Annotated in this window: 26 protein-coding genes and 1 pseudogene; 8 read left to right on the top strand and 19 right to left on the bottom strand. The window is 61.8% G+C overall.

The annotated features are described in order from the left end of the window. The 5 genes from PV375_RS01765 to PV375_RS01745 are packed head-to-tail and all read left to right on the top strand — an operon-like array spanning position 1 to position 6,275. Entirely contained in the window at positions 1-393 is a 393-nt protein-coding gene (locus PV375_RS01765) for a PrgI family protein (protein ID WP_332105886.1), read from the top strand. After that, the gene (locus PV375_RS01760; protein ID WP_332105885.1) at positions 335-2,785 is read left to right on the top strand and encodes a VirB4-like conjugal transfer ATPase, CD1110 family; all 2,451 of its coding nucleotides are present in this window, start codon (positions 335-337) and stop codon (positions 2,783-2,785) included. Before PV375_RS01765 ends, PV375_RS01760 begins: the two co-directional genes overlap by 59 nt. Beyond that, positions 2,782-4,539 (top strand): CHAP domain-containing protein, encoded by a 1,758-nt coding sequence (locus PV375_RS01755; protein WP_332105884.1) that lies wholly within the window; start codon positions 2,782-2,784, stop codon positions 4,537-4,539. Before PV375_RS01760 ends, PV375_RS01755 begins: the two co-directional genes overlap by 4 nt. 8 nt (positions 4,540-4,547) lie before the next feature. Then, positions 4,548-5,186, top strand: coding sequence for a hypothetical protein (locus PV375_RS01750; RefSeq protein ID WP_332105883.1), 639 nt, complete (start codon positions 4,548-4,550; stop codon positions 5,184-5,186). A gap of 18 nt (positions 5,187-5,204) precedes the next feature. Beyond that, complete coding sequence (locus PV375_RS01745) at positions 5,205-6,275, top strand: RCC1 domain-containing protein (RefSeq protein ID WP_332105882.1); 1,071 nt, start codon at positions 5,205-5,207, stop codon at positions 6,273-6,275. 83 nt (positions 6,276-6,358) lie between these two features. Here PV375_RS01745 and PV375_RS01740 read toward each other — a convergent pair whose 3' ends face one another. From PV375_RS01740 to PV375_RS01720, 5 genes are all read right to left on the bottom strand, one after another. Beyond that, positions 6,359-8,413, bottom strand: a complete 2,055-nt coding sequence (locus PV375_RS01740; RefSeq protein ID WP_332105881.1) for a VirD4-like conjugal transfer protein, CD1115 family — start codon at positions 8,411-8,413, stop codon at positions 6,359-6,361. Beyond that, a complete protein-coding gene (locus tag PV375_RS01735) occupies positions 8,410-8,715 on the bottom strand; it encodes a hypothetical protein (RefSeq protein ID WP_332105880.1) in 306 nt (101 codons plus the stop codon). The genes PV375_RS01740 and PV375_RS01735 overlap by 4 nt, the downstream gene beginning before the upstream one ends. 78 nt (positions 8,716-8,793) lie before the next feature. Then, entirely contained in the window at positions 8,794-9,684 is an 891-nt protein-coding gene (locus tag PV375_RS01730; RefSeq protein WP_332105879.1) for a hypothetical protein, read from the bottom strand. Between the two features lie 112 nt (positions 9,685-9,796). After that, positions 9,797-12,841: a hypothetical protein gene (locus PV375_RS01725; protein WP_332105878.1), complete on the bottom strand. Its 3,045-nt coding sequence runs from the start codon at positions 12,839-12,841 to the stop codon at positions 9,797-9,799. After that, positions 12,838-14,019, bottom strand: a complete 1,182-nt coding sequence (locus PV375_RS01720) for an ATP-binding protein (RefSeq protein WP_332105877.1) — start codon at positions 14,017-14,019, stop codon at positions 12,838-12,840. The genes PV375_RS01725 and PV375_RS01720 overlap by 4 nt, the downstream gene beginning before the upstream one ends. A gap of 367 nt (positions 14,020-14,386) precedes the next feature. Between PV375_RS01720 and PV375_RS01715 the strand changes: the two genes are divergently transcribed. The 3 genes from PV375_RS01715 to PV375_RS01705 all read left to right on the top strand — a co-directional run bounded on the left by PV375_RS01715 (position 14,387) and on the right by PV375_RS01705 (position 17,945). Next, positions 14,387-15,592, top strand: a complete 1,206-nt coding sequence (locus PV375_RS01715; RefSeq protein ID WP_332105876.1) for a CaiB/BaiF CoA transferase family protein — start codon at positions 14,387-14,389, stop codon at positions 15,590-15,592. 62 nt (positions 15,593-15,654) lie between these two features. Continuing rightward, positions 15,655-16,815 carry an acyl-CoA dehydrogenase family protein gene (locus PV375_RS01710; RefSeq protein ID WP_332105875.1) on the top strand — a complete coding sequence of 387 codons (1,161 nt, stop codon included), beginning with the start codon at positions 15,655-15,657 and terminating at the stop codon, positions 16,813-16,815. Between the two features lie 83 nt (positions 16,816-16,898). After that, entirely contained in the window at positions 16,899-17,945 is a 1,047-nt protein-coding gene (locus PV375_RS01705) for a zinc-dependent alcohol dehydrogenase family protein (protein WP_332105874.1), read from the top strand. Between the two features lie 255 nt (positions 17,946-18,200). Here the strand turns inward: PV375_RS01705 and PV375_RS01700 are convergent, their stop codons facing one another. The 14 genes and pseudogenes from PV375_RS01700 to rplP form a co-directional block, all read right to left on the bottom strand. After that, a complete protein-coding gene (locus PV375_RS01700) occupies positions 18,201-18,797 on the bottom strand; it encodes an adenylate kinase (protein ID WP_332105873.1) in 597 nt (198 codons plus the stop codon). Next, positions 18,794-20,155, bottom strand: a complete 1,362-nt coding sequence (gene secY, locus PV375_RS01695) for a preprotein translocase subunit SecY (protein ID WP_201517634.1) — start codon at positions 20,153-20,155, stop codon at positions 18,794-18,796. Before secY ends, PV375_RS01700 begins: the two co-directional genes overlap by 4 nt. 339 nt (positions 20,156-20,494) lie before the next feature. Continuing rightward, positions 20,495-20,965, bottom strand: a complete 471-nt coding sequence (rplO, locus tag PV375_RS01690) for a 50S ribosomal protein L15 (protein WP_230972665.1) — start codon at positions 20,963-20,965, stop codon at positions 20,495-20,497. After that, the gene (rpmD, locus tag PV375_RS01685) at positions 20,965-21,153 is read right to left on the bottom strand and encodes a 50S ribosomal protein L30 (protein ID WP_201517610.1); all 189 of its coding nucleotides are present in this window, start codon (positions 21,151-21,153) and stop codon (positions 20,965-20,967) included. The genes rplO and rpmD overlap by 1 nt, the downstream gene beginning before the upstream one ends. Further along, a complete protein-coding gene (gene rpsE / locus PV375_RS01680) occupies positions 21,153-21,845 on the bottom strand; it encodes a 30S ribosomal protein S5 (RefSeq protein ID WP_201517663.1) in 693 nt (230 codons plus the stop codon). Before rpsE ends, rpmD begins: the two co-directional genes overlap by 1 nt. A 26-nt stretch (positions 21,846-21,871) precedes the next feature. Further along, a complete protein-coding gene (gene rplR / locus PV375_RS01675) occupies positions 21,872-22,231 on the bottom strand; it encodes a 50S ribosomal protein L18 (RefSeq protein ID WP_201517608.1) in 360 nt (119 codons plus the stop codon). Positions 22,232-22,233: 2 nt separating this feature from the next. Next, complete coding sequence (gene rplF / locus PV375_RS01670; RefSeq protein ID WP_201517605.1) at positions 22,234-22,767, bottom strand: 50S ribosomal protein L6; 534 nt, start codon at positions 22,765-22,767, stop codon at positions 22,234-22,236. A gap of 6 nt (positions 22,768-22,773) precedes the next feature. After that, positions 22,774-23,172: a 30S ribosomal protein S8 gene (gene rpsH / locus PV375_RS01665; protein ID WP_201517602.1), complete on the bottom strand. Its 399-nt coding sequence runs from the start codon at positions 23,170-23,172 to the stop codon at positions 22,774-22,776. A 105-nt stretch (positions 23,173-23,277) separates the two neighbouring features. Continuing rightward, on the bottom strand, positions 23,278-23,865 hold the full coding sequence (rplE, locus tag PV375_RS01660; RefSeq protein WP_201517600.1) for a 50S ribosomal protein L5: 588 nt from the start codon (positions 23,863-23,865) through the stop codon (positions 23,278-23,280). A 96-nt stretch (positions 23,866-23,961) separates the two neighbouring features. Continuing rightward, positions 23,962-24,306: pseudogene (gene rplX / locus PV375_RS01655) on the bottom strand (50S ribosomal protein L24); the annotation flags it as partial. A gap of 2 nt (positions 24,307-24,308) precedes the next feature. Next, positions 24,309-24,677 carry a 50S ribosomal protein L14 gene (gene rplN / locus PV375_RS01650; RefSeq protein WP_201517595.1) on the bottom strand — a complete coding sequence of 123 codons (369 nt, stop codon included), beginning with the start codon at positions 24,675-24,677 and terminating at the stop codon, positions 24,309-24,311. A gap of 39 nt (positions 24,678-24,716) precedes the next feature. Beyond that, positions 24,717-25,028, bottom strand: coding sequence for a 30S ribosomal protein S17 (gene rpsQ, locus PV375_RS01645; RefSeq protein ID WP_201517593.1), 312 nt, complete (start codon positions 25,026-25,028; stop codon positions 24,717-24,719). Then, entirely contained in the window at positions 25,028-25,330 is a 303-nt protein-coding gene (gene rpmC, locus PV375_RS01640) for a 50S ribosomal protein L29 (RefSeq protein ID WP_201517586.1), read from the bottom strand. The genes rpsQ and rpmC overlap by 1 nt, the downstream gene beginning before the upstream one ends. A 3-nt stretch (positions 25,331-25,333) precedes the next feature. Next, positions 25,334-25,750 (bottom strand): 50S ribosomal protein L16, encoded by a 417-nt coding sequence (rplP, locus tag PV375_RS01635; protein ID WP_201517584.1) that lies wholly within the window; start codon positions 25,748-25,750, stop codon positions 25,334-25,336. Between the last annotated feature and the right edge of the window lie 3 nt (positions 25,751-25,753).

The raw sequence follows: 25,753 nt of genomic DNA, 5'->3' as shown, positions 1-25,753 counted from the left end.
ATGGCGCTCGAAGTCAAGGTTTACAAAGAGATCACCGACTACCAGGCCAAAGTCATGATGGGCATGAGCTGGCGACAACTCGCGTGTGCCATATGCGCTCTGGTGCTCGGCGGCGGTGTTTTCGCAATTTTTTACGTACTCAATATGAAAGACCTAGGCCAGTGGCTGGCGGCGCTCATCGCCGTTCCGTTTGGGGCATTTGGTTGGGTACGCCCACGCGGGCTCCCTTTTGAAAAATACGCGGGTTATGTGCTCGCGCACCAATGGAACTCAAAACGGCGCATCTACGCACAAGAACCGATCTGGCAGGTAGACGAACAACGAAAGGACTACGGTGTTCCCGTTCAGTCGACGCGGCGAAACCGCAACGAAGTCGTCGAGTGTGGCCGATAACCACGAAACCGACCACACAAACTCTGACAGCGACTCGAAGCGTTCACAAAACAAAAAACGCGACAAGCAGTCGTACTCGCGCCGCACGCGAAACACCGCCCAGGATGCACTCGCCTACCTCGGGCTCACCGAAAGCGGCATCTGCGTGCTCGACGACCGCCGCTACTCGATCACACTGAAACTCGGCGATATCAACTATCAGATGGCCGCGCGGGAGCACCAGGAGGCACTGCTAGAACGCTACGCACAGTGGATCAACTCGTTTGATGCATCCCAAAGCCTGCAGATCAGCGTGATTAACCGGCGCGTCGACCGTGCCGCGCTGCGTCGCGCCGTCGAAATGGAATACCGCGGCGACGGGTTCGACTCGTACCGCGCCGAATATAACGACATGATCGACTGGCGGCTCTCTGAGGGCCGCAACGACACCGTCACCGAAAAATACGCCACCATCACGATCGATGCCGAAAATTACGAGTCGGCACACACCCGGCTGATGCGGCTAGCCAACGAATCGATCACCTTCCTGCGCGCGGTTGGTGGATGCAAGGCCGAAATAGTTTCGGGATACGGTCGCGTCGGTATTCTCAACAGCCTGCTGCGTCCCGAAAGTCGACTCGAGTTTGATTATTCATCGATGGCGGTTTCGGGGATCACCACCAAAGACGTGGTGGCGCCCTGGGCAATCGATTTCACCGACCCGAACACGGTGTGCCTTTCGAGCGAATCAGACACCTACGCACAGATTCTCTTTCTCGACCGGCTGCCGGCGTGGCTATCAGACCAGCTGATCCGCGATCTCACCGAAATCAACACCAACATTGCTATTTCGCTGCACGCCCGCCCCTTCGATCCGGGTGAGGGCCTCCTGCACGTGAACCGGCGCATCGCCGATATGGAAATCCAAACCGCTAACGAGCAGAAGCGGGCAGCCAAACAGGGCTATTCTGCCGACCTCGTCCCGCACTCGCTGCGCCGCGCACACCAAGAAGCGGTCGAACTGCGCCGCCAGCTCGAACAGTCAAACGAGAAGCTGTTCTCGACCACGATGCTCGTGATGGTGCAGGCCCCCAGCAAAGAAGAGCTCGTGCACCGCGTCGACCGCGTCCGTGAGGTTGGCCGCCGCCACTCGTGTGAATTTGTCACCACCAAGTGGATGAACGAAGACGCCCTCAATGCATCCCTCCCCCTGGGGCGCTGCGATCTGCCGCTTTTCCGCACGCTCACCACCGCGAGTGTTGCGGTGCTCGTGCCATTCACCGTGCAAGAACTGCTCGATGAGGGTGGCCTCTACTACGGCGTCAACAAACTGTCGCGCAACCTCATCATCGGTTCGCGACAGGCCACCATGAACGGTAACGCCTTCTACCTCGGCACCTCGGGCGCTGGTAAATCGATGTTCGGCAAGAGCGAGATCGCGCAGGTGCTCGCAAGCCGCCCCCATGACGATGTCATCATTATCGATCCCGAACGCGAGTATGTGCCGCTGGTCGAAGCATTCAACGGGCAGCGCATCGAAATTCACGCTGGTTCGACCTCAGCCATCAACCCGATGGAGCTGGTGGATGACCAGATGGATGACAACCCGGTGCGCCGCAAAAGCGAGTTCGTGCTCTCGATGTGCGAGGTGCTCATCGGCGGCCAGTTCGGTCTCAACTCGGCAGCCCGCTCGATCATCGACCGAGCCGCATCGCAGCTGTATAACGAGTTCCAATCGGCCAAACCGCGCACTCGCGAGCAGCCCACGCTGCGGAGCCTATTCGATGCGTTGCGAGCCCAGCCCGAGCCCGAGGCGCAGCAGATCGCGACCTCGCTCGAGCTCTACGCGCAGGGCTCGTTCTCGGGATTTGCGCTGCCGACGAACGTCGACCGCGACAATCGCCTGACACTGTTCGATATTTCGCTACTGGGCCAAGACATGACCACTTTCGGCATGCTCGTGGTGCTCGAAGAGGTGTGGTCGCGTGTGGTGCGTAACCGCGCCCGTGGTCGGGTCACCTGGCTGTATGTGGATGAGTTCCACGTACTGTTCGCGAATGAATACGCTGCGCGCTATTTCCAGAGCGTCTTCAAGCGGGCCCGTAAATACGGCCTAAATCCCACGGGGTTGACGCAAAACATCGAAGAGCTCCTTTTGAACGACCGCGCACGGTTGATGCTCGCCAACTCGGATGTGCTCGCGCTGCTCAACCAAAAAGAAACCGATGCCCGCGCGCTGCAACAGCTGTTTGGGTTCAGCCAGCAGGAATCGTCATACTTCCGCAATGTCTCGAGCGGTCACGGCCTTTTCCGGATGGGGACGGCAACGATCCCGTTCGACAGCACCATCCCTGAAAGCACCGATATGTACCGCCTGTTTACAACGAAGTTCCAGGAGCAAAATCGCCGATGAACTCACCAGCCGGCAGCGGATACGACCTCTCACATTCGGTTACCGAACCGATTGTGGCGGGCTCGCAAGACTTCGTTCATGCGAGCTTCCAGCAGAGCGCTGAGATCAGCCGTGAGAGTTTCCGGATGGCGGCTGAGCAGGGGCAGCAGGCGATCAAAGCGGGAGCTATGACCGCATTCCAGGGCGGTATGGCAGTTGGTTCGTTGATTAACCGCGTCGGCTCGGCCCAGAGCGGGCAACAGGATGATGAGGGCGGCCACGGCGATGTGTTAGCTGCGGGTTCGCGCGGCACCATGATGGTGCATCAGGGTGCCAATACGGCCACTCAAACCGCCATGATTCAGGTGCGTGGCCAGCAGCGCATCGTTGAGTCATCGGTGGCCACCAGCGTGCAGGCCGCATCCAAGACTGCAACCACGCTCGTGAGCAGCAGCATCCGCGGAGCCACCACTGTGGCGACACAAACCAGTCGGGTGCTCGTGCAACGGGCCACCGAGGCCGGCGTTATGGCCACGCAGGCAGCCGCCACGGCAGCCACAACCGCGGCCACAACCGCTGCAACTACGGCGACCACTACCGCGGCCACGGCCGCTACCACCGCAACGGCCACCGCCGCCACAACCGCTGCGTCCACTGCCGCCGCCACCGCCGCGAGCGCAGCCGCTACCACCACCGCAACGGCCGCGTCCGCTGCGGTTTCGGGTGCTGCCAGCGCTGCCGCCGGGGCCGCCACCACTGCGGTTTCCGGTGCTGTGAGCGCCGCAACATCGGCGGTGACGACGGCCGCCGGTGCCGTCACGTCGGTAGTTACCAGTGCGGTTACGGCAGCATTTTCAGCCATTGCCGCGGCGGTCATCACGGTGCTGGTCATGATCGGTCTGCTGGTGGGTACGGGCTATGCGCTGGTGGCGCTGCAGAACAATTCGGTGCCAGCTGCCGCGGCCGCAAGCCGGCTCGACGACTACCCCTACCCCGAAAATTTCGGCCAGGGAATGTCGCCGATGGGCTACGCCTACGGCAATTGCACCGACTTTGTTGCCTGGCGCATCAACCGTGACCAGGGCTCGTACGGCGAACCGTGGTCGTACACCTGGGGCGATCTCACCCCGCTCGGCGGTGACGGTAAAGACTGGGGTCTGCCGGGCAATATGCCGGGTTGGGAGGTCACCACGACACCGGGGCCCGGCGATATTTTTTCGGTTCCAGCCGGATACGTCGGTGCCGGCAGTAGCGGCGGCCCCTACGGACACGTGGCCTATGTGGCGGTGCGCAACGAGGACGGCTCGATCCTGACCGAGCACTACGGCGAAAACCACTACTACCAGCAGACATACACACCCGAACAGGTCGCTTCGTTCATTCAGGGTGGCGTGGTGTTCAAAACCAACGCTGCCAATCCGGTGCGTAATGCGCTCGGCGCTGGTGTCACCTCACAGCTTTACAGCCCGCAGGATGCCCGTGACTATGCCCGGTCGCGGCTGGCCGATTTCGGTTGGGATGAGAGCGAAATGGTAGCGCTGACCCGCCTGTGGGAGGGCGAGTCGGGATGGCGGTGGAACGCTGAAAACCCCAGCTCCGGCGCCTACGGCATTCCGCAGGCACTGCCGGCCGAAAAAATGGCTTCGGCGGGTGAAGACTGGCGTTCAAATCCGGCCACGCAGATTGACTGGGGTCTCCAATACATTAAAGACACCTACGGCAGCCCGTCCGCGGCGCTCGAGTTTTGGAACTCGAACGACCCGCACTGGTACTAGGAGACAGCGTGCGGGGGTCTGATCGCCGGGTAATTATTGGGATGCTGGTCGGTATCCTGCTGATCGCTTTCGTTGGTTTTGTTGTGTGGTTTGTGAGTGCGCGTGTTGGTGGCGACGCCGCAGCCACAGACGGCGCGACGCCGGCGACCGTGGCGCCTTCGAACAGCAGCGCCGCCCCGAATCCGCGGATCGGTTCGACACTGCGTCCAAACGCACCCGACGGCATGAACGACTATTCCCGAGTGATCACCGAAATCCCCGACGAGGCAGCCGAACTGGTTCATGACGCTGCAGCCGAACTCGCGCCGTGGCAACAGGGCGAAACTGCGGCCGAGCGACGCAACCGGGTGTCGAAGTGGATTCCCGAAGATCTCGTCAACGAAAGCCCGTTTGCTGCATCCATGACCGAGATTTCCGGTGCCTCGGTGACTGTCGACGACATCCCGGAGGCAACGCTTGCCGGTAGCGCCGATGATTCAGCCGAGCTACTCCACATCGCCCAGCCTGTGAAATACACGCTGCATCTACCCAAGGGCGGCGATAGCGAAACAGTTGCCTACGGCCAGGCTACGTGGATGTTTACCGTCAAGATGCACAATGACGGATCGGCAGAGATTGTTGGCCTGGCCGAACCAACCGGCCTCTAGAAGAAAGAGTTTTGCGAAGTGATTAGCCCGTCAGTGGATGCCGAGGGTCTGTACCGAATCGCGCAAACCCCGCATGTGCTCGATGACGAGGCGCTCATGGCGCTTGGCGAGCATCCCAATTGCTATCCAGAGCTTCGCAGCTGGGCATTCGCGCAGCTCGGCCAGCTGCACTCGGGCAACATCACACCGCCACCGCCGCCACCGGTCGAGAAACCGCGCCGGACTGGCAAGGCAGCGCATCCCCGACCAGCTCGAACGCGCAACGCAAAATCAGTGCAGCGCGGGCCGCGCCGGCGAAATCCGGCCCGCCGTGCCGCCCTGATTTCGGGGAGTTTGGCGCTGGTGGTGCTCGCTGGTGCCGTGACCGCGGTGTCGGTGATCCGCAATACTTCGTCGCAGGATGCGGCTCCGCTACCAACGCAAGAAGCGGCGCAGCAGGCCGACCCGGGCAGCACCGAGGCCCCCAATTCGGCTTCGGCTCGTCCCACCAACACTCAGCGGCTTCGTGCCGCGGGCGAATCGTTTGACTGTGCTGCCTACGGAAATGCAGTGCAGTGTTCGGGCAGTAACCGCAACGGGGCCCTCGGGTTGGGTGACGATAAAGCACCCGGGCCGAGCGAGATCAAGTTTGATGGTGAGGTCACCGACCTGGTGGCTGGCGTGCATTTCGCCTGTGCCACGGATGGTCTCGGCGTCACCTGCTGGGGAAATAACAAGTGGCGGCAGACCGGTCAAAAAGACGGCGCTTCGGTAACGCCGGCAGAGGTTGCCGCGCTCGCAGACAAACCGGTGCAGCACCTGTGGGCGGGCGAGAGCCACACCTGCGCGTCGAGCAATGACGAGGTGTGGTGCTGGGGATCCAACAACGTCGGCCAGGTCGGTAATGGTCAGTCGGGTGATCCAATGGAGCCCACCAAAGTTGATTTCGGCAGCTCGGCGAAAGTAACCGATCTGTATGGCAGCCGTTTCACGACCTGCGCGGTGCGTGAGGGGCACGACAAGCCGTGGTGCTGGGGCTCCAATCTGGGCGGTGTCATCGACTCCGAGAACGACGCCGAGGTATTACGGCCAACACCGCGCCGCCCCTGACCATTCGAGCTGCACAGCGCAGTGCGCCCAGCCGATATGAATCGGTCGGGCGCACTGCTGTGTTGATGGATGCGCGTGCCGACTTAGCCTCGCGGCCCCGCGGCACCGGTGCCTGCGGCTACACCGGCGGGTGCGGCGACCCCGGCAGGTGCTGGCGTTCGTTGGCCAGTGGTGGGAAGCGGCTGGGTGCTTGCAGCTGCCGCCCGCGCGCTGGCGGCGGCAAGCTGGGCCCGGTCGGATGGGGTCACCGGGGCGTTGCGCACTGACTGGGGCTGCACATAGTTCGTGGTCACCGGTGTTTGTGCTGTTGCTACTGGCGCTGGCTGGCGCGCGGGCTGAGCGGGCACGGTACCGGCAGCTGGCGCAGTGGTCGACGCAGCCGGAGGCTTCGGTGGCTCGGATTCGGTGGGCCGCTCGGCGAGCGGAACATACTCGTACGAACCGCTCGGCACGGGTTTGAGTTTTTTGCTGCGGAACGGTGGCACACCGCGCAGCATGTAGAGGCACTCGCCACCATCAAGGCGCGCAATTTCGTCGGGAGTGAGCAGCTCGCGACCGATTTTGCGATACATCTGCGAGGCACTGCCAAAGCCCTGCCCGCCGCGCTGGCGCGTGTCGTCGCGCTGGTTGATGGTTTCTTTACCGAGCCGGTTGGCGATCCACTTGGTGGTCGATTCTTCGTCACCACCGAGGAAGAGTTTCGAGTCGCAGTTACCGACGATGGTCTCCCAGTCGTCGCCGTAGATTGACTTCCCCTGCGCGTAGTTCTGCATGATCACGCTCACCGCGATGCCACGTTTACGCATCACCGCGATTTTGGTGTGGAAGCTTGGCAGTTTGCCGATGTTCGCGAACTCATCCATGTAGCAGTGGATGGGCACCGGCAGGCGTTTGCCGGGAAGGGTGTCGGCGAGGGCGATGTTTTTTTGGAAAAACATGTCGTAGAACACCGATACCAGGAAGCTGAACGTCTCGTGGCTGTCGGGGATGATCAGGAACACTGCGGTGCGTTCTTCACCAATTTTGGCTGCTTCGATCGAGTTACCCGACAGCATCCGCGATAGTGCCGGCATGTGCAGGGGGCCGAGCCGCACACCGAGGCTGATCAGCACGCTCTTTCGGGTCTCGCCGGCACCCTGGGTGTAAATGTTGTACTGGCTCCACGAAAACTGCCACATGCGTAGCGTGGTGCGGGCTGAGTCGTCGTATTCACGATTGGCGTTCTTGGGGTTGTTGGGGTCGTGCTTGTCGAGCACTTTTTTCATCCCGAGGAACACCTTGTCACCCTCCGAAATGAATCCCTCTTGTGCTTCAGAGGTCTGCATTTTGGCGAGGAGTTCGGTGACATCGTTGAGGGTGCCGTCGGCACCCTTGCGTCCGTACACGTAGGCGACCAGCGCGGTGAGCAGTGCGCGCTCGGCCTTCTCCCAGAAGCCGCCGGTGTTGTCGCCCGCTTTACCGGTGGTGTTCGAGATGATGTTCTGCACCAGGATCATGCAGTCGACTTCGGCCTGTTCCGGGCTGAAATAGGCGAGCGGGTTGAAGGTTTCGGTTTTTGACCAGTCGACGAGATTGAGCGAACGCACCTTGTAGCCGGCGGCTTCGAGTTGGGCGCCGGTGGCCTGCATGATTTCGCCGTTGGGGTCGGTAACTACATACGACTGGTTGAGTTGCGCAATATTGGGCTGCACGTAGTAGCGGGTTTTACCCGAACCACTCGAACCGATGACCATGACGTGCTGGTTGCGCTGCGTTTTGCGCGAGTCGAGGCTGAGCCGTTCGCTGCGACTAAACAGCAGGTTTTGGCGGTAGTCGGCGTCGACGAACGGTTTAATATCGCGTGCGTTTCCCCAGCGGGATGAACCGTGCTCGGCGCCGGCGCGGGTGCTGCGGTTCTTGGTTGCTTGATAGGCCAGGATGAGCAGCAGGATGAACGCCGTCGAGGCACCGATGATGAGATCAAACTGGTCGAATGACAGGTGCAGCGGGTTGCGAAGGTCGAACCAAAATTGCTGGGCGACATCAGTGGGTTTTTCACCAGCGGCGATATCGGCGCGCACCTGATAGCTGATCTTGTCTCCGGCCCAAAATCCGACCGCGGCCAAGACCACTCCCAGAATGAATGTGCGTGGCTTCACTGTTCGTCACCCCTCCTGTGCATCGTGCGTTCGGGTCGGCGATGATGTTCGCTCTGCAGGCGTTCATGCTCGAGCCGTTCTTCATCCAAGACATGCTGCTCGCGCGCCAGCCGCTGTTGGTGTTGGGCAAGATGCTGGGCCGCTACCACTTCACCGTAGTCGTCTGCTTGGTCTATGAGCTCGTCGCCGGTGACCGAAAGTGTTTCGAGTGACCGGTCGCCGGTTTCGTTTTGGGTCTCGGCTGCGCGGGTGGTGTTCGTCTCTGCCTCGTTGCGCAGCTGCTGCCGGGTCAACGGGGTCATTCGAGCAGGGTCGAGTTTCCGTGCTCGCCAGCGCGGATTGATGGGATATGGGTTTGACTCGTGCGTGGGCATGTGGGGCTAGCGGTTCATCCCCATATCGAGGTAGAGGTCGGGGTTGTTGAAGGCGGGGTCGTTTTGTGACACCTGCTGTGCCAAAGCGGCTGCCTCGTTGGTGAGCTGTTCGCCACTGAGTTGCGGCTCGTGCCCCAGCGTCATCGAGGTTTGATCGAGCCCGTAAGCGAGTTCGGCCGTGGAACTGCTCGCGAATGTCATCTCAAGGCTGCCATCGGCGCCCTGTTCGTAGTCGAATTGCACGTTGTACTGTGCGAACTCGGTGCGGTAGGCGTCGAGTTCGGCGCTGGTCAGCTGGGTTGCGGGCACACCGCCGACGTCATTGTTGGGGATGTCATCGACCACAACCTTTTGCGGTTCGGCATCGGCCGGGGTTTCGTGTGCTGGGGTGCTGTGTGCTGGGGTTTCGGGTGCTGGGGATGCGTTTTCGGGCGCGGGGTCTTGTGGCGCCGGTTGTTGGTCGACCGGCTGCTCATCGGCAGCGCGCTGTTGCCCTGCCGGTTCGGGTGGCAGAGGTGGCATGTCTTGCGCGGGGGCCTGGTGCTCGGCACCGGCGGTCGCGGGTGGCAGTGGCGGCATCGCGGGCGTACCGGAGGATGCTTCGCCGCCGAACGCTGCTGGCGAGGGCGGCATGCCACTCTCAGCGGTTGCCGCTGCGGGGGCGGCGCCGCCAGGCATCCCTGGAGCTCCGCCTGGTGCGCGGTCAACCATTGCTTGCCCACGGTCGAAGATTTGCTCGGCCTGCTGCGATATTTCTTTGCCGCCCTGCATGATGTCTTGCATCGTCTGCTTGCCATCGTTTTGCATGGCGTAGCGCAGCAGCACCTGCTGCCCCATACGGCCCGCTCCCTGCAGGAGCTGCATGTTACCGCGGCTGAGTTCGTCTGTAAGACCCATAGTTCGTTTCGCTTATCCGATGAGTGCTGAGGGGTTGTGGTGCGCATGGTACCCGGGCTCGAAACCGAGTTCGTGAACGGTTCCGAGCCCGGGTACTGGTTTGCGGTAGAGGTTAGACCGACAGCGTCTTCTGCTGAATCTGCTGGTCCTGAGTCGCGGCCGGGTTCTCGATCGCCTGGGTTTCGCCATCGACTTCGGCCGCGAGATCGGCGGCGAGATCGGCGGCGCCGACCTGTCCCTGGTTTTGGGCATCGGCAGTGGCTTCGCCCTGGCCGCCGTCGCCTTGACCTGCGCCCTGCTGATCTGCAGCGCCCTGCTGATCAGTGGTCTGGCTGGGCGCCGACTGGTCGGGAGTCGACTGGTCGGGAGCCGACTGGTCCGGAGTCGACTGGTCGAGCTCAGGTTGCGGCTGCTCGTACGTGGTCTGTTCGTACGTGACGTTCACCTCGGCCTCGAGCTCGACGTCCAGGTCATAGCTGGTCGTCACCGGCGGTTGATCGGGAGTCGCGGCCGACTGTTCGGCGGGCGCTGCAATCTCGTCTGGTTGACCTGCCTCGATCGGCTGAGCGGGTTCGACAGGCTGATCTGCGTCGAGGGGTTGTGCCGGAGCGGCAGCCGGGATGTCACCGATCGGCTGGCCGGCAGGGATCCCGTGTGCGTCGAATCCAATTCCCTGCTGGCCGATATAGCCGGATGCCTGCGCACCGCCCAGGGGCGTGTTGAACGATGTCTGCGACGTGAGCGTGCCGTTCACAAATTCCGTGCTGGTGCTAAACCCGAAGCCGTTCGGGTTGGGCATTTCGCCGGCAGGGGCCGGAGCACCTGGCTGCGGCGCCGGTGCGGCTGCGTTCTGGAAGGATGCGCCACCCTGGTAGGGCTCTGCCGAGACCTGGCCAGGGTTCTCGTCCGGGCGGTAGAGGGGCTGTGACACCGGCGGCAGATCGGGCATCTGCGACGCAGGGGCTGCTTGGCTGGCCGGTTCAGGCTGAGCCTGAGCCTGACCACCCAGTTCAAGACGATTTTGATTGTGCAGGTCAATCATCTTTTCGGCGTGGGCCTGAAGCTCAGGGTTATCACTGTCGAGACCGCTACGCAGCGCTGCGGTAGACACTGCGTCGTCTGCGAGCTGCGTGTTGTCTTGGTCGTCGCGGACCACGTAGCCTTCGTTCTCCAGCTTCGGGCAGATCGACACATCCATCTGAGTTTCATTGATTTCGGTGCGCTCGGCCAGCTGTTGTTCAGTTACGGTTTCGCCTCGGTCAACCGCCATCAGTGTCTTGAGCTCTTCAGGAGAGAGCTCTTGCATCTGTTCCATGTACCCCTCTACACGTGCTTCGTAAGCGGGCGTGTAGTTTTCGTCGCCGATCTCGACGGTCGGGCGCTCGGTATGCGGCAGCTCACTGTGTGGTGCTTGTTCGGGGTTTGATTCATGCGGGGGCTGCTGAACGCCGTCTTCTGGCTGCGGATCCTCGGGGCGCTCATCCCCCTCAGGACGCGAATCCTCAGGACGCTCATCCCCCTCAGGACGCGAATCCTCAGGACGCTCATCCCCCTCAGGACGCGAATCCTCAGGACGCTCATCCCCCTCAGGACGCGAATCCTCAGGACGCTCATCCCGGTCCTGATCCGGCTCATCCTGATCCCGGTCACCCTGATCCCGGTCCTCATCCCGGTCACCCTGATCCGGCCGGTCCTGATCCCGGTCCTGGTCCCGGTCCTCATCCCGGTCCTGATCCCGATCATCCTGATCCCGATCATCCTGATCCCGGTCCTCATCCCGGTCACCCTGATCCGGCCGGTCCTGATCCCGGTCCTGGTCCCGGTCCTCATCCCGGTCCTCATCCCGGTCACCCTGATCCGGCCGGTCCTGGTCCCTGTCCTGGTCCCTGTCCTGATCCCGGTCATCCTGATCCCGGTCATCCTGGTCCCGGTCCTCATCCCGGTCATCCTGATCCGGCTGTTCAGGGCCAGGTTTGTCCTTGTCAGGGTCCAGATGCGGAGGGATCGGGTTCTCCTGGTCGACATTCAGCCTGTTGGCACGAAGGTATTCCCCGAGTTCCTGGGGGTTCCCGTCTTCGTCCCGATGTTCGACGCCAGTGACCACGACGTTGAAGTCAACGCCCTGTTCTTCGCGAAGTTCCGCCGAGAGTTTGTCGATCTCCTTAAGCTGCTCGGGAGTCAGCGAGTCGCCATTGTCAAGAATCAGAGTCGTTGACTCACCACTCTCAGCATTCGCAACCGCCGAAGTTCTGATGTGGTCAATCGAGTAAGGAAAATCAGCGTTGCCGAGCGCCGAGTCTCGAATTTCATCGGCACGTGCAGAATCACCGGCGTCTGGGCGATTACGTTCGCCCACTTCACCGCTGGCGTCAACGCCAAGGCTTGCTCCTTTACCGGCACCCGCTGAGCCGCTGACACCGAGCCCGCCGGAAACGTCGGTTTGGCGAGCCCCGCTCCTTGAAAGATCGTCAAATTTCTCCTGCATAGCGGGTGTCGGTGTAACACCGTATTGCTTGTTAAACTCGTCCCAGCCACCGTCTGCACCGTCGCAGTCGACGTAAAGGACACCGTTACCAGGCTCCGGATTGTCACGCAGTTCCTTGGCCACCTCAGAAGCAGCCGCGGCGTCTTCAGCCTGGTGAGCATAAATTCCAGTGCCCTCGAGCTCGGGTTTCTCTTCGCCCGGTTCGCGATGAACTGTGCCTTGCGAGTGGTCGACTTCACTAGGGTCGACGTCGATTCCCCGCTCCTTTAGCATCTCCGCTTCGTGAGGACGAAGCTTCTCGTGCGCGGGCCGCTCACCCTCGTTTACCTCGTCTTGGTACTCCTTCACACCCTGGTAGACGTTTCCCACAGGGGTCGAACGGACAGCCCCCTCTTTCAGGGCATCCACGCGCTGCTCATTATTCTCAGCGGTAGCAACACCTCGTACCGTTTCGTAGGTGTTAACAACCGGGTTCGACTTAACCACCGTTTCGAACCCCTCGCGAAGTGCTTTTTCAATATCCATTTTTTCTCCCGGAGTTTGTTGATTTCTCGATTCTGAAGGGTTGATTTGCAGCGCGGACGCCGCCGTGAGGATCGTCCCGCCGAACGCATCGGCCTCGCGCAATGCCGCGGGGCTATCGCTCGCGGCCGGAGTAAATAACGAGGTCATGAGCGCCTCCCCTCATTGATCTGTCGCACAGGCGCGGCATCCTGCAACGATTCACTGACGAACGATTCACGCAGCATCGGTAGCGCAACCTCCGCCTGGTCAGCTTCGTTAAGCACCAAAACCCCGTGTGTCACCAACCGCGTCAACTGCGCCCGCACCACATCGGCCGATTCACGCATCCCATCCGCGAGCGCAATCAACGACAGTGGCGCCGCCGACAACACCGCAGCGCCATCACCGCTCACCCGCACCCCGGCATCCGCCAGTTCACGCAGCAAGCGCAGATCAGCTGCAGGAAGTTCGCGCATTAGGCGCACGTAATACAGGCGGTGCACGATGCGGTAGCCGAATGCCACCGCCTGATTCAGCTCCGACGGCGTCGGTACTTCACCGCTGACACTTTCAGCTAGCACCGACCCCATCGCCTGCAGCATCGGCGCATAGCCGGCCGAAAAACGCGCCAGCAGGTCAACGCTCGACGCGCTGACTTTCAAGCCAGCCGCAGCAAAGCCGCGTTCCAGCAGCTGCACCGCGTCAACATGCGCCAGACACCCCAGTTTGACGAAGTCTTCACTGGTGCGCGGTCGAAGCACTCGATCACGGAAGATGCGCTCAGTGAACTCGGGCATGGCACCAATACCCACCACGAAGTTCGGCACTTCGGCAACTGCCCGGTCGATCTCGGCGAGAAGTTCGTCATACCCCTCGCCCGCATCACGATGCGCTTCATCCAGTGCGAGGAATAGCCCCCGCTGCTGTTCTACAAGCACATCCGACAGCACACGAATCTGCTCATAGATCGAAGCCGTCTCACCCTCACCAACGTGACCGCTGAAGTTCAACACCTCAGCCGCTCGCGCGCTCAGGCGTGACATCCGCATCGGACCCGCGCAATCAATAAGCAGACGCGGCAGTTCGTCATCGAGCATTCGCTCACGGATTCCCGAATGCACCGAGATGAACAGTGTCGCCCACCCCAGCTCATCCGCACGGCCAGCCGCCCACCGAAGCAGCGAAGTCTTCCCCGACCCGACCGTGCCGGTAACCAGCACGCTGGTCGAGGCGCCCTCTGCCCCGGTCGCACGCGCAAACGCGCGTTCGAATGAGGCTTTTGCGGCATCAACACCGAGAAGTTGTGCGACCCCAGTGCCCGGTGCTGGTGTAAACAACTCGCCCACTGCGCCCCCTCTCGTATTGATCTGCAATGCAATGAGTGAATCCGCGGGCGATACTAACGCGCCTGTTCAACGCGCAGTGTTCACCAGACACCAGGCTATTGTGCACTGATCAGGCATTTTTCAACAGCAACCAGACCTAGAACAACAAAAGAGTTCACAGACCCTTCAGGAAACCGCGCATCCCAACCACCTCAAGCTGTGAATTTGCTGGAAAATATTCCACAGAGAGAAGAATGTGATAGATGCCGGAGATACCACAGCGTGCACCATTCGCGATCCCGGCCTAGACTGCCAACTACAGAAGAACTACTCGACCCGCGCGCCAAAGCTGCCGCCCGCATTTGCGACCTGCTTCAACGGAGAACCAGTGACCACAACGCCACCTCCCCACGCACCCCTACACGGGATCACCGTCGCCGACTTCTCGCGCGTACTCGCTGGCCCCTGGGCCACCATGACGCTCGGCGACCTCGGTGCAAAAATCATCAAAATTGAGCGCCCCGAACACGGCGACGACACCCGAGCCTGGGGCCCGCCCTACGACAACGAGGGCATGGCAACCTACTTCCAATCGGTCAACCGAAACAAGCAGTCAATCGCCCTCAACCTCAAAGACCGTGACGATATTGAACTCGCTCGCCGCCTCGTGCGAGAAGCCGACATTGTGGTCGACAACTTTCTCCCCGGCACGCTCGACCGCGCACAGCTCTCGAATGCCGAGATCCACGAACTCAACCCGCGAGCCATCATCGCTCGCGTCAGCGGATTCGGGTCGAGCGGCGCCGGCCACGGCCGCCCCGGCTACGATTTCGTCATCCAGGCGCTCGGCGGCCTCATGCACATCACCGGCGAACGCGACGGCGACCCGATGAAAGTCGGCGTCGCCCTCGTCGACCTGCTCACTGCCCACGACCTCACCATCGGCGTGCTCGCCGCCCTGCGCCAACGCGACCTCACCGGTGTCGGCACACTCGTCGAAGTGAACCTGCTGTCGAGTCTGCAAGCCGCGCTCGCCAACCAGGCGCAGGCTGTCATCGGCGCCGGTGTCGAACCCGGACGCCTCGGCAACACCCACCCGTCGATCTGCCCCTACGAAACACTCTCGTGCCGCGAAGGGCAGCTCGCCGTGGCAATCGGCAACGATCCACAGTTCACGAAATTCGTGACCGAGCTCGGTATCCCACACATTGCATCCGATACCCGGTTCGCCACCAACCCAGCCCGTGTAAAACACCGCGCAGCACTGCGACCGATCCTTGAGGATGCGTTACAAGCCGCACCCGCAGACGAGTGGGAACACCGGCTCGTTGACCTCGGCCTGGCAGTAGGCCGGGTCGCTACCATCTCAGAAGGCATCGAGCTCGCCCGCGAAGTGGGAATCGACCCCGTCGTTGAACTCGAACGCGACGGGCACACCAGCCGTGGCATCCGCCACCCCGTGCGTTACACACCCGAGTTCCCGATCCCCGCCGTCGGTGCACCCGATCTCGACGCTGATGGCGACGCCCTGCGCGCCTATCTTCGAGCGCAACCATCAAGCACCCAGAACCGTCCAACCAACGCCTCCCAATAGCGCCGCTCCCCCGCATCTCGAAGGTAGCCGCGCCCCACAGCCCACCCAAGAAAGGAACCCCAATGGCCGACCGCTATGACCTGCTCGATCTCGAATCACAATTCAGCGCCGAAGAGATCGCGCTGCGCGACCGTGTGCGCGAATTCGTCGACCGCCGCATCCGACCAAATATTGCCGACTGGTACGAGCGGGCGGTGTTCCCCACCGAAATCATTCCCGAAATGGCTGAACTCGGGCTACTGGGGATGCACATCAAGGGCTACGGCTGCGCCGGTCGCAGCGCCGTCGAATACGGCATCGCAATGCAAGAACTCGAAGCCGGCGACTCAGGGCTGCGCACCTTCATCTCAGTGCAGGGTTCACTCGCCATGAGTGCCATCGCCAAGCACGGTTCAGAGGCCCAGAAGCAGCAGTGGCTGCCCGAAATGGCCGCCGGCCGCGTTATCGGCTGTTTTGCTCTCACCGAGCCGGAAGCCGGCTCCGACCCCGGCAATATGCAGACCACCGCGGTGCGTGACGGCGATGAATGGGTGCTTAACGGCACCAAACGCTGGATCGGCCTCGGCACCATCGCCGATATCGCCATCGTCTGGGCACGCAGCGATGAGGGTGTGCGCGGCTTCATCGTCCCCACCGACACCCCCGGTTTTTCGGCCGAGGTTCTCGAACCGAAGGCGTCGATGCGCGCATCAATCCAGACCGAACTGCACCTCGACAATGTGCGCCTGAGTGAGGAACACCGCCTGCCAGAGGCCAAGAGCCTGCGCGCACCGTTCGAATGCCTCAACGAGGCGCGTTACGGCATCACCTGGGGCGCCATCGGTGCCGCTCGGGATGCATTCAACACCGCCGCCAGCTATGCCGACGAACGCAAACAGTTCAACAAGCCACTTTCAGCATTCCAGCTCACCCAACAGAAGCTCGTGGGTATGGCGCTGGAACTCAACAAGGCACAGCTACTGGCACTGCAGATCGGCCGGCTTAAGGATGCGGGCAAACTCGAGCGCCACATGATCTCGGTTGGCAAACTCAACAACTGCCGTATCGCCATCGACATCTGCCGCGAAGCCCGCACCATCCTCGGCGGCAACGGCATCCTGCTCGACCAGTCGATCATGCGGCACGCAAACAATCTCGAGTCGGTGCGTACCTACGAAGGGACCGATGAGGTGCACACGCTCATCCTCGGCCAGCACCTCACCGGCCAGAACGCATTCGCATAGGCAGGCGCCGTTCACCTACCCCGTCTACTCGTCTAATTACAATCACGAATACCCCCTCCCTCTACCGAACTAAGGAGTTCATCATGAAGGCACTCGTGTATCACGGCCCCGGCAAGAAGGCGTGGGAGGAGGTGCCAGACCCGCAGATTCTGGCCCCCACCGACGCCATCGTCAAGATCGACACCACCACCATTTGCGGCACCGACCTCCACATCCTCGGTGGCGACGTGCCCGCGGTAACGGATGGTCGCATCCTCGGTCACGAGGGTGTCGGTCACGTCATCGCCGTTGGCGACAGCGTCACCAACTTCAAGGTCGGCGACCGCGTCATCGTCAGCTGCGTTTCGAAGTGTGGTGTGTGTGAGTACTGCCAGAAGGGCTTCCCCGACCACTGCCAGGCAAACGAAGCCGGTGTGGGCTGGATTCTCGGCCACATGATCGACGGTACCCTCGCCGAGCAGGTTCGCGTGCCGTTCGCCGACGGTTCGCTGCACCACCTGCCCGAACACGTCACCGATGAGCAGGCTGTGTTCCTGAGCGACTCGCTGCCCACCGGTTATGAGGTCGGCGTGCTCGCCGGTCAGGTTCGCCCCGGTGACACGGTCGCCGTGGTGGGTACCGGTGCGGTAGGTCTCGCCGCGATCATGACCACCTCGCTGTGGGGTGCATCGAAGGTGATCGCTATCGACACCAACGAGTTCCGCCTGCAGAAGGCGCTCGAGTTCGGCGCCACCGACACCGTCGTTTCGGGCCCCAACACCCGCGAAGAGGTGCTCGCGCTCACCGACGGTCTCGGTGTCGATGTCGCCATGGAGTGCGTCGGCTATCCCGAAACCCTCCAGCTCACCGCCTCGCTGGCTCGCCCCCGCGGTCACATCGCCAACCTCGGTGTGCACGGCAAGCCCGTCGAGCTGCCCCTCGACACCATGTGGATCGGTAACTACACCCTCACCATGGGCCTTGTGGATGCAACCAGCACCGCAACGCTGCTCAAGATGGTCGCCTCCGGCAAACTTCCGAGCGAGAAGATGGGTACGCACACCTTCGCGCTCAACGACATCGAAGAGGCATGGGATGTGTTCGCGAACGCCGCAAAGAACGAGGCCATCAAGGTAGTACTCAAGGCCTAATAGCCCTGGCGCCTCGCCTCACAGGTGCCCCTTTCATCGCACAACGGCTCTCGCCTTTCGAGGGATGCGATGAGAGGGGCACCTTTCGTTTGTGGCGGGAATACAGTGTGCGGCCGGCCCCGCCGCAACAACGCAGCCCGATAACTCGCGCATGCAGCGCACCACGCACACGTGACGCACGAATGCATCCGCTGCACACAACAAAGCGGGGGCACCGCCGACAACCCGGCGATGCCCCCGCTGCAAAGCTAGCGACTAGGCGCTTGGTTCGAGGCCGCGCTCACGCAGCGCGGTGAGGATGCCCGCGGCAACTTCCTCGACGGTGCCCATGCCGTCAACGTCAACAACGACGCCGCGCTCACGATACAGGTCGACAACCGGCGCGGTCTCGCTGGCGTAAACCTCCTGGCGGTGACGGATCACTTCTTCAGTATCGTCCACCCGACCCTGCTCCTCGGCACGCTTCAGCAGCCGCGCAACCACGGCATCCGTGTCGGTGACCAGCTGCACCACCGCGTCGATAGCGGCACCATCGGCTGCGAGCAGCTCGGTGAGAAACTCAACCTGACCCACAGTGCGGGGGTAGCCGTCGAGCAAAAAGCCCGGTGCCACATCCGCCTGCGAGAGACGGTCGCGAATGAGTTCGTTGGTCAGCGAGTCGGGCACGAGCTGGCCCTGGGCAGTGATCTCCTGCACCTTCTTGCCCAGCTCGGTGCCGTTTTTGATATTCGCCCGAAAAATATCGCCGGTCGAAATCGCGGGCACGCCGAATGCTTCGGCCAGACCGGTTGCCTGGGTGCCTTTGCCGGCGCCAGGGGCGCCCACAATCAGAAGACGTACTGCGTTGCTCATCGGAGAAGTCCTTCGTATTCGCGCTGCTGCAATTGGGCGTCGATCTGCCGCATCGTTTCAAGACCCACGCCCACGAGGATCAGGATGGATGCGCCACCGAACGGGAAGTTCTGGTTGGCACCCACGGTGGCCAGTGCGATCAGTGGCAGCATCGCAATGATGCCGAGGTAGATCGAACCGGGGAAGGTGATGCGGTTAAGTACGTAGGTGAGGTAGTCGGCGGTCGGCTGACCGGCACGCACACCGGGAATAAACCCACCCTGCTGGCGCATGTTCTCGGCGACATCGTCGGGGTTAAACGCGATGAACACATAGAAGTACGCAAACGCGATCGTCAGCAGGAAGTAGGCGACCATGTAGAACGGCGAGTTACCCGAGATGAGGTTGTTCTGCACCCAGACAACCCACTCGGCCGGCTGCTGACCGGGCGCGGGCTGCGCGAACTGCGCAACAATTGCCGGCAGCATCAGGATGGACGACGAGAAGATGACCGGGATCACACCGGCCTGGTTGACCTTGATCGGGATGTAGGTTGATTGTCCACCGTAGGTGCGGCGGCCCACCATCCGCTTCGCGTACTGCACGGGGATGCGCCGCTGCGATTGTTCAACGAACACCACTGCGACCAGGATGCCGAATGCCAGCACGGTGATGATGCTGAAGGTGAACGCGCCACCGGCACCGCTCATGAGCGACCACATGGCTTGCGGGAAGCTCGCACAGATCGAGGTGAAGATAAGCAGCGACATACCATTACCGATACCGCGCTCGGTGATCAGCTCACCGAACCACATGATGACAGCGGTACCCGCGGTGAGCGTGCCGACAATGAGCAGCATCCGCACAACGTTGGTCGCTACATCGCCGGCGCCGGCCTCGGGCACGAGGCTCACAACGCCACGGCAGGCCGCCGACTGGTTACCGCCGAAAAGAGCGCCAGTGCGCGCCATCGTAAGCAGCGTGGTCGACTGCAGCAGCGCCAGCGCGATCGTCAGGTAGCGGGTGTACTGCGTCAGCGTCTGCTGACCGCTCTGCCCCTCTTTGTGCAGCGTTTCGAATCGCGGGATAACCACGCGCAGCAGCTGAATGATGATCGACGCGGTGATGTAGGGCATGATGCCCAGCGCGAAGATCGACAGCTGCAGCAGCGCACCACCCGAGAACATGTTCAGCATGTTCAGCAGGTTGGCGCTGCCGTCGAGACCGACACCAGCAATACACTCCTGCACGTTCACAAAGTTCACGAACGGTGCGGGAATCGTGGTACCGAGACGGTAAATCACGATGATGCCGAGCGTGAACAGAATCTTGTTGCGGAGATCAGGTGTCTTAAACACCCGGGCGATGGCGTTGAACACGCTGCGGATCCTGCTTTCGATTTCTGGTCATTCGGGGCCGCCGGTTGGCGGCAGGAAGTTTTGTCGTTACACGACTACGGGCCCGGTTTTTGGGCACCGCAACCTCCAGCTTAACGGTAATCTCACCAACAGCGGGGAAAAATGGCCCACTGATTTTGGGATCCGTTTTGTACGGTTCCGCTTATTTGGCACTGTCAGCGTACCGATATCTCCTTCAGCGACACAATCTCTCGCGGGTGAGCGGATGCATCCAATAACTATCGTGTGCGGTCACCGGATGCGAAAAACAACTGTGGGGTCGGTGCGTTACGCACCGACCCCACAATTGCAGAATGAGTTCTACTTGACGCTACCGCCGGCAGCCTCAATCTTTTCCTTAGCCGAAGCCGAGACCTTGTCGACCTCGATGTTCAGCTTCACGGTGATCTCACCGGTGCCGAGTACCTTGACGGGCTCGTTCTTGCGAACAGCGCCCTTCTTTACGAGGTCGGCCACGGTCACGTCGCCACCCTCTGGATACAGCTCGGCGAGCTGGTACAGGTTCACAACCTGGTACTCGACGCGGAACGGGTTCTTAAACCCGCGCAGCTTCGGAGTACGCATGTGCTGCGGCATCTGACCACCTTCGAAGCCGAGACGCACGGTGGTGCGTGCGCGGGTTCCCTTGGTACCACGACCAGCGGTCTTACCCTTCGATGCTTCACCGCGACCCACACGGGTCTTGGCCTTTTTGGCACCGGCGGCGGGACGCAGGTGGTGCGGCTTCAGGCCGCCGTCCTCAAATTCCTGCACGTTCTCGTTGTTCGCCATTATTCGTTGACCTCCTCCACCTTGACCAGGTGCGCAACAGCGCGGAGGTATCCGCGCAGCTGCTGCGAGTCTTCACGAACAACGCTGTCGCCGATTCGCTTCAATCCGAGCGAGCGCAGCGTGTCGCGCTGGTTCTGCTTTTCACTGATGACCGACTTGATCTGGGTCACCTTGAACGAAGTTGCCATTACGCACCAGCCTTTGCAGCCTTGGCGGCCTCGTCGGCCTCGCGTGCCTGGTCGCGCAGGATGCGCTCGGGCACGACGCGCTCGACGTCGAGACCACGACGGGCAGCTACCGCGCGCGGCTCTTCGAGCTGGCGCAGGGCGTCGACCGTCGCGTGGACGATGTTGATGGTGTTCGACGAACCGAGCGACTTGCTCAGCACGTCGTGCACACCGGCGCACTCGAGCACGGCACGCACCGGGCCACCGGCGATAACACCGGTACCGGGAGCGGCCGGGCGCAGGAGCACGTCACCGGCACCTGCACGGCCGAGAACGGGGTGCGGGATGGTCTTCAGGACGCGCGGCACGCGGAAGAAGTTCTTCTTCGCTTCCTCGACACCCTTCGAGATAGCCAGCGGCACTTCCCGTGCCTTGCCGTAGCCGACACCCACCAAGCCGTTGCCGTCACCGACGACAACCAGAGCGGTGAAGCTAAAGCGACGACCACCCTTTACAACCTTCGAAACGCGGTTGATGGTGACAACACGCTCGAGGAACTCGTTCGACTGCTCATCGCGGCCACGACCACGGCCACGACCGCGGCCGCCACGCTCCTGCTGAGCACGGTCACGGTTACCCGAACGGCGTCCGCCACGCTCTTCGCGCTGGTTCGATTCGCTCGACGCAGCGGTTTCGACGGGGGCTTCCGACATGTTTTCGCTGTTTTCGATGATTTCGCTCACAGGTTCAGCCCTGCCTCTCGTGCTCCATCGGCGATGGCCGCAACGCGACCCGCGTACTTGTTACCGCCGCGGTCAAAAACGACCGATTCGATACCGGCGGCTTTGGCGCGCTCGCCAATCAGCTCGCCAACGCGGCGGGCCTTGGCGGTCTTGTCGCCATCGAAGTCGCGCAGTTCGGCCTCGAGGGTCGAAGCCGAAGCCAGCGTGTGGCCCTTGGCGTCGTCGATGACCTGAACGAATACGTGACGGGTTGAACGGCTGACACACAGGCGGGGACGCTCTGCGGTGCCGACGATCTTCTTGCGCAGCCGGGCGTGCCGCTGGGCACGGGCTGCCTGCTTGCTCTTCTGAGCCATGCTTACTTACCAGCCTTTCCGGCCTTGCGACGAATCTGCTCGCCTTCGTAACGGATGCCCTTGCCCTTGTAGGGCTCCGGCGGACGGATCTTACGAATCTTGGCGGCTACTTCACCGACCAGCTGCTTGTCGATACCTTCAACGGTGACCTTCTGGCCTTCAACCTTGAGCTGAATACCATCCGGAGCGGCAAACTTCACCGGGTGCGAAAAACCGAGGGCGAACTCGAGGTCGGTGCCCTTCTGCTGCACACGGTAACCGGTGCCGACCACCTCGAGGGCCTTCGAGTAGCCCTGGGTGACACCAATGATGTTGTTAAAAATCAGGGTGCGGGTGAGACCGTGAAGCGCACGCGAGTCACGTTCATCATCCGGACGCGAAACGACGACGTTACCGTCTTCAACCTTCGCTTCGATGGGGGCTGCCACGGTCAGTTCGAGCTGACCCTTGGGGCCCTTAACACTCACCAGCTGACCGTCGACCTTTACCTCGACGCCGGCTGGAATTTCAATTGGGAGACGACCAATTCGCGACATATTCGATCACCATACGTAGGCGAGGACTTCCCCACCCACGCCCTTCTGCTGAGCCTCGCGGTCGGTAAGCAGACCCGAGGAAGTGGACATGATGGCGATGCCGAGACCACCGTAAACGGTGGGCAGCTCGGTCGAGCGTGCGTAGACGCGCAGACCGGGCTTCGACACGCGCTTGATGCCGGTGATGGCGGGGCGACGGTCGTCGCCGAACTTCAGCTCAATGTTGAGGTTCTCACCAACGCGAGCGCTTTCGGCGCTCCAGTCGGCGATGTAACCCTCACGCTTGAGGATCTCGGCGATGTTCTTCTTGAGCTTCGAGCCCGGCATCGACACCGAAAGGTGGTGCGCGTTGCTCGCGTTACGCAGACGCGTGAGCATATCTGCTACGGGGTCGGTCATTGACATGACGCGTTTTTCCTTTCGCCTGGTTTCGACGCCCCGGCCAGGGGACGCCGACCTGTGGTGGAACCCGACCCGGCGGTTGCCGGGTCGGGTTTATTTCGGGTTGTTCTACTCGCGACCGGTGCGCGAGTGGAACGGGAAGCCGAGTGCGCGCAGCAGCGCACGGCCCTGGTCGTCGTCTTCGGCGGTGGTCACGATAGTGATGTCCATACCGCGCTGACGGTCAATCTTATCCGGATCGATCTCGTGGAACATAACCTGCTCGGTGAGACCGAAGGTGTAGTTGCCGTGGCCGTCGAAGTTCTTGTCTGACAGACCGCGGAAGTCACGGATACGCGGAAGCGCCAGCGACAGCAGTCGGTCGAGGAACTCCCACATACGGTCACCGCGAAGGGTCACGTTGGCACCGATGGCCTGCCCCTCACGCAGTTTGAACTGTGCGATCGACTTGCGAGCGCGGTTCACCTTGGGCTTCTGGCCGGTGATGAGGGTGAGATCGTTGATCGCGCCCTCGATCACCTTGCTGTCGCGAGCGGCGTCGCCGACACCCATGTTCACCACGATCTTGGTGAGGCCGGGCACCTGCATAACGTTCTTCAGGCCGAGCTCTTCTTGGAGCTTGGCGCGCAGCTCGTCGCGGTACTTGACTTTGAGTCGGGGCTGGATTTTGCCAGCCTCCACAGCGGTTTCAGTCATGCGCTACTCGTTGTCCTTCTTCTCAGTCTTCTTTGCAGTCGACTTGGTGGTTTTTTTCGCGGCAGCCTTCTTCTTGGGCTCGGCTGCTGCACGACGCGAGGGCTTGAAGTAGCGGGTGCGGACGGTCTTGGTAACGCCGTCCTTGGTGACCTGCTCCTCTTTGAAGCCGACGCGAGCGGGCTTGCCGGTTTCGGGGTCAACGAGCATCACATTCGAAACGTGAATGGGTGCTTCGACAACCTCGATGCCACCGGCAGTGGCGCCAGCTGCGGTCTGCTGGGGGCGCTTGTGCTTGGTAACCAGGTTGACGCCCTCGACGATCACGCGGTTCTGCTGCGTGAGCACCTCGAGCACCTTGCCCTGCTTACCGCGGTCGCCACCGCGTTCCTGCTTTGCGCCCGTAATGACCTCGACGAGGTCACCCTTGCGAATCTTCGCCATTGTTAGAGCACCTCCGGGGCGAGCGAAATGATCTTCATGAAGCGCTTGTCGCGCAGCTCACGGCCCACGGGGCCGAAGATACGCGTACCGCGCGGTTCGCCGTCCGATTTCAGGATTACGGCGGCGTTCTCGTCGAACTTGATGTACGAGCCATCAACGCGACGGGTGGGCTTCTTGGTGCGAACGACTACTGCCTTGACGATGTCGCCCTTCTTGACGTTGCCGCCAGGGATGGCGTCCTTGACCGTGGCGACGATAACGTCACCGAGGCCGGCGTAGCGCTTTCCCGAACCCCCGAGCACGCGGATGGCGAGCAGCTCCTTGGCACCGGTGTTGTCGGCGACACGGAGTCGCGATTCCTGCTGAATCATGTCTCAGTCTCCTTGGCTGTTACAGCGGGTAGGCGGGGCCTACTTCGCCTTCTCGAGGATCTCGACCAGCCGCCAGCGCTTGTCGGCGCTGAGGGGACGGGTCTCGGCAACGAGCACGCGGTCGCCGATACCGGCGGTGTTCTGCTCGTCATGTGCCTTGATCTTGGTGGAACGGCGGAGCACCTTGCCGTAGAGAGGGTGCTTCACGCGGTCTTCAACGAGCACGACGATGGTCTTGTCCATCTTGTCGCTCACGACGTAACCGCGGCGGGTCTTGCGGTAGTTGCGGTGCTGCGCAGCGTCTTTGTCGGCGGCGACCTTGTCGGCTGCCGATACGGTGTTTTCAGCCATTATTTGGTCTCCTCCTTGGCCTCGGCTTCTGCCTCTGCCTTCTTACCGCGCTTGCGGGCCTTGGGCTCGGCGGGTGCGGGAGCGGTGCGGATGCCCAGCTCACGTTCGCGCAGCACGGTGTAGATGCGCGCGATGTCGCGCTTGACTGCCTTGAGGCGGCCGCGCTCTTCGCCCTGGCCGGTAGCCGACTGGAAGCGGAGGTTGAACAGCTCCTCCTTGGCCTTCTTCAGCTCTTCGGCGAGACGGGCGTCTTCCATGGTGTCGAGCTCGTTGATGGCGAGCTCCTTCGATCCAATCGCCATTGCTTACTCGCTTTCCTCACGGGTGATGATGCGCGCCTTCAGGGGCAGCTTGTGAATCGCACGGGTGAGCGCTTCGCGAGCGAGCTGCTCGTCAACGCCGCCCACCTCGAACAGCACGCGGCCGGGCTTCACGTTTGCGACCCACCACTCGGGCGAGCCCTTACCCGAACCCATACGGGTTTCGGCGGGCTTCTTGGTCAGCGGGCGGTCCGGGAAGATGTTGATCCAGACCTTACCGCCACGCTTGATGTGACGGGTCATCGCAATACGCGCTGCCTCAATCTGGCGGTTGGTGACATAGGCAGGCGAAAGTGCCTGGATGCCGTAGTCACCAAACATCACGCGGGTACCACCGGTTGCCTGGCCCTTACGGGTGGGACGGTGCTGCTTGCGGTGCTTGACTCGACGGGGAATCAGCATGGG

The sequence above is a fragment of the Gulosibacter sp. GYB002 genome (assembly GCF_036577665.1).
Classification (GTDB): Bacteria; Actinomycetota; Actinomycetes; order Actinomycetales; family Microbacteriaceae; genus Gulosibacter; species Gulosibacter hominis.
Note: the sequence above shows the minus strand (reverse complement) of the source record. Positions and strands in the feature narration are given on the sequence as shown.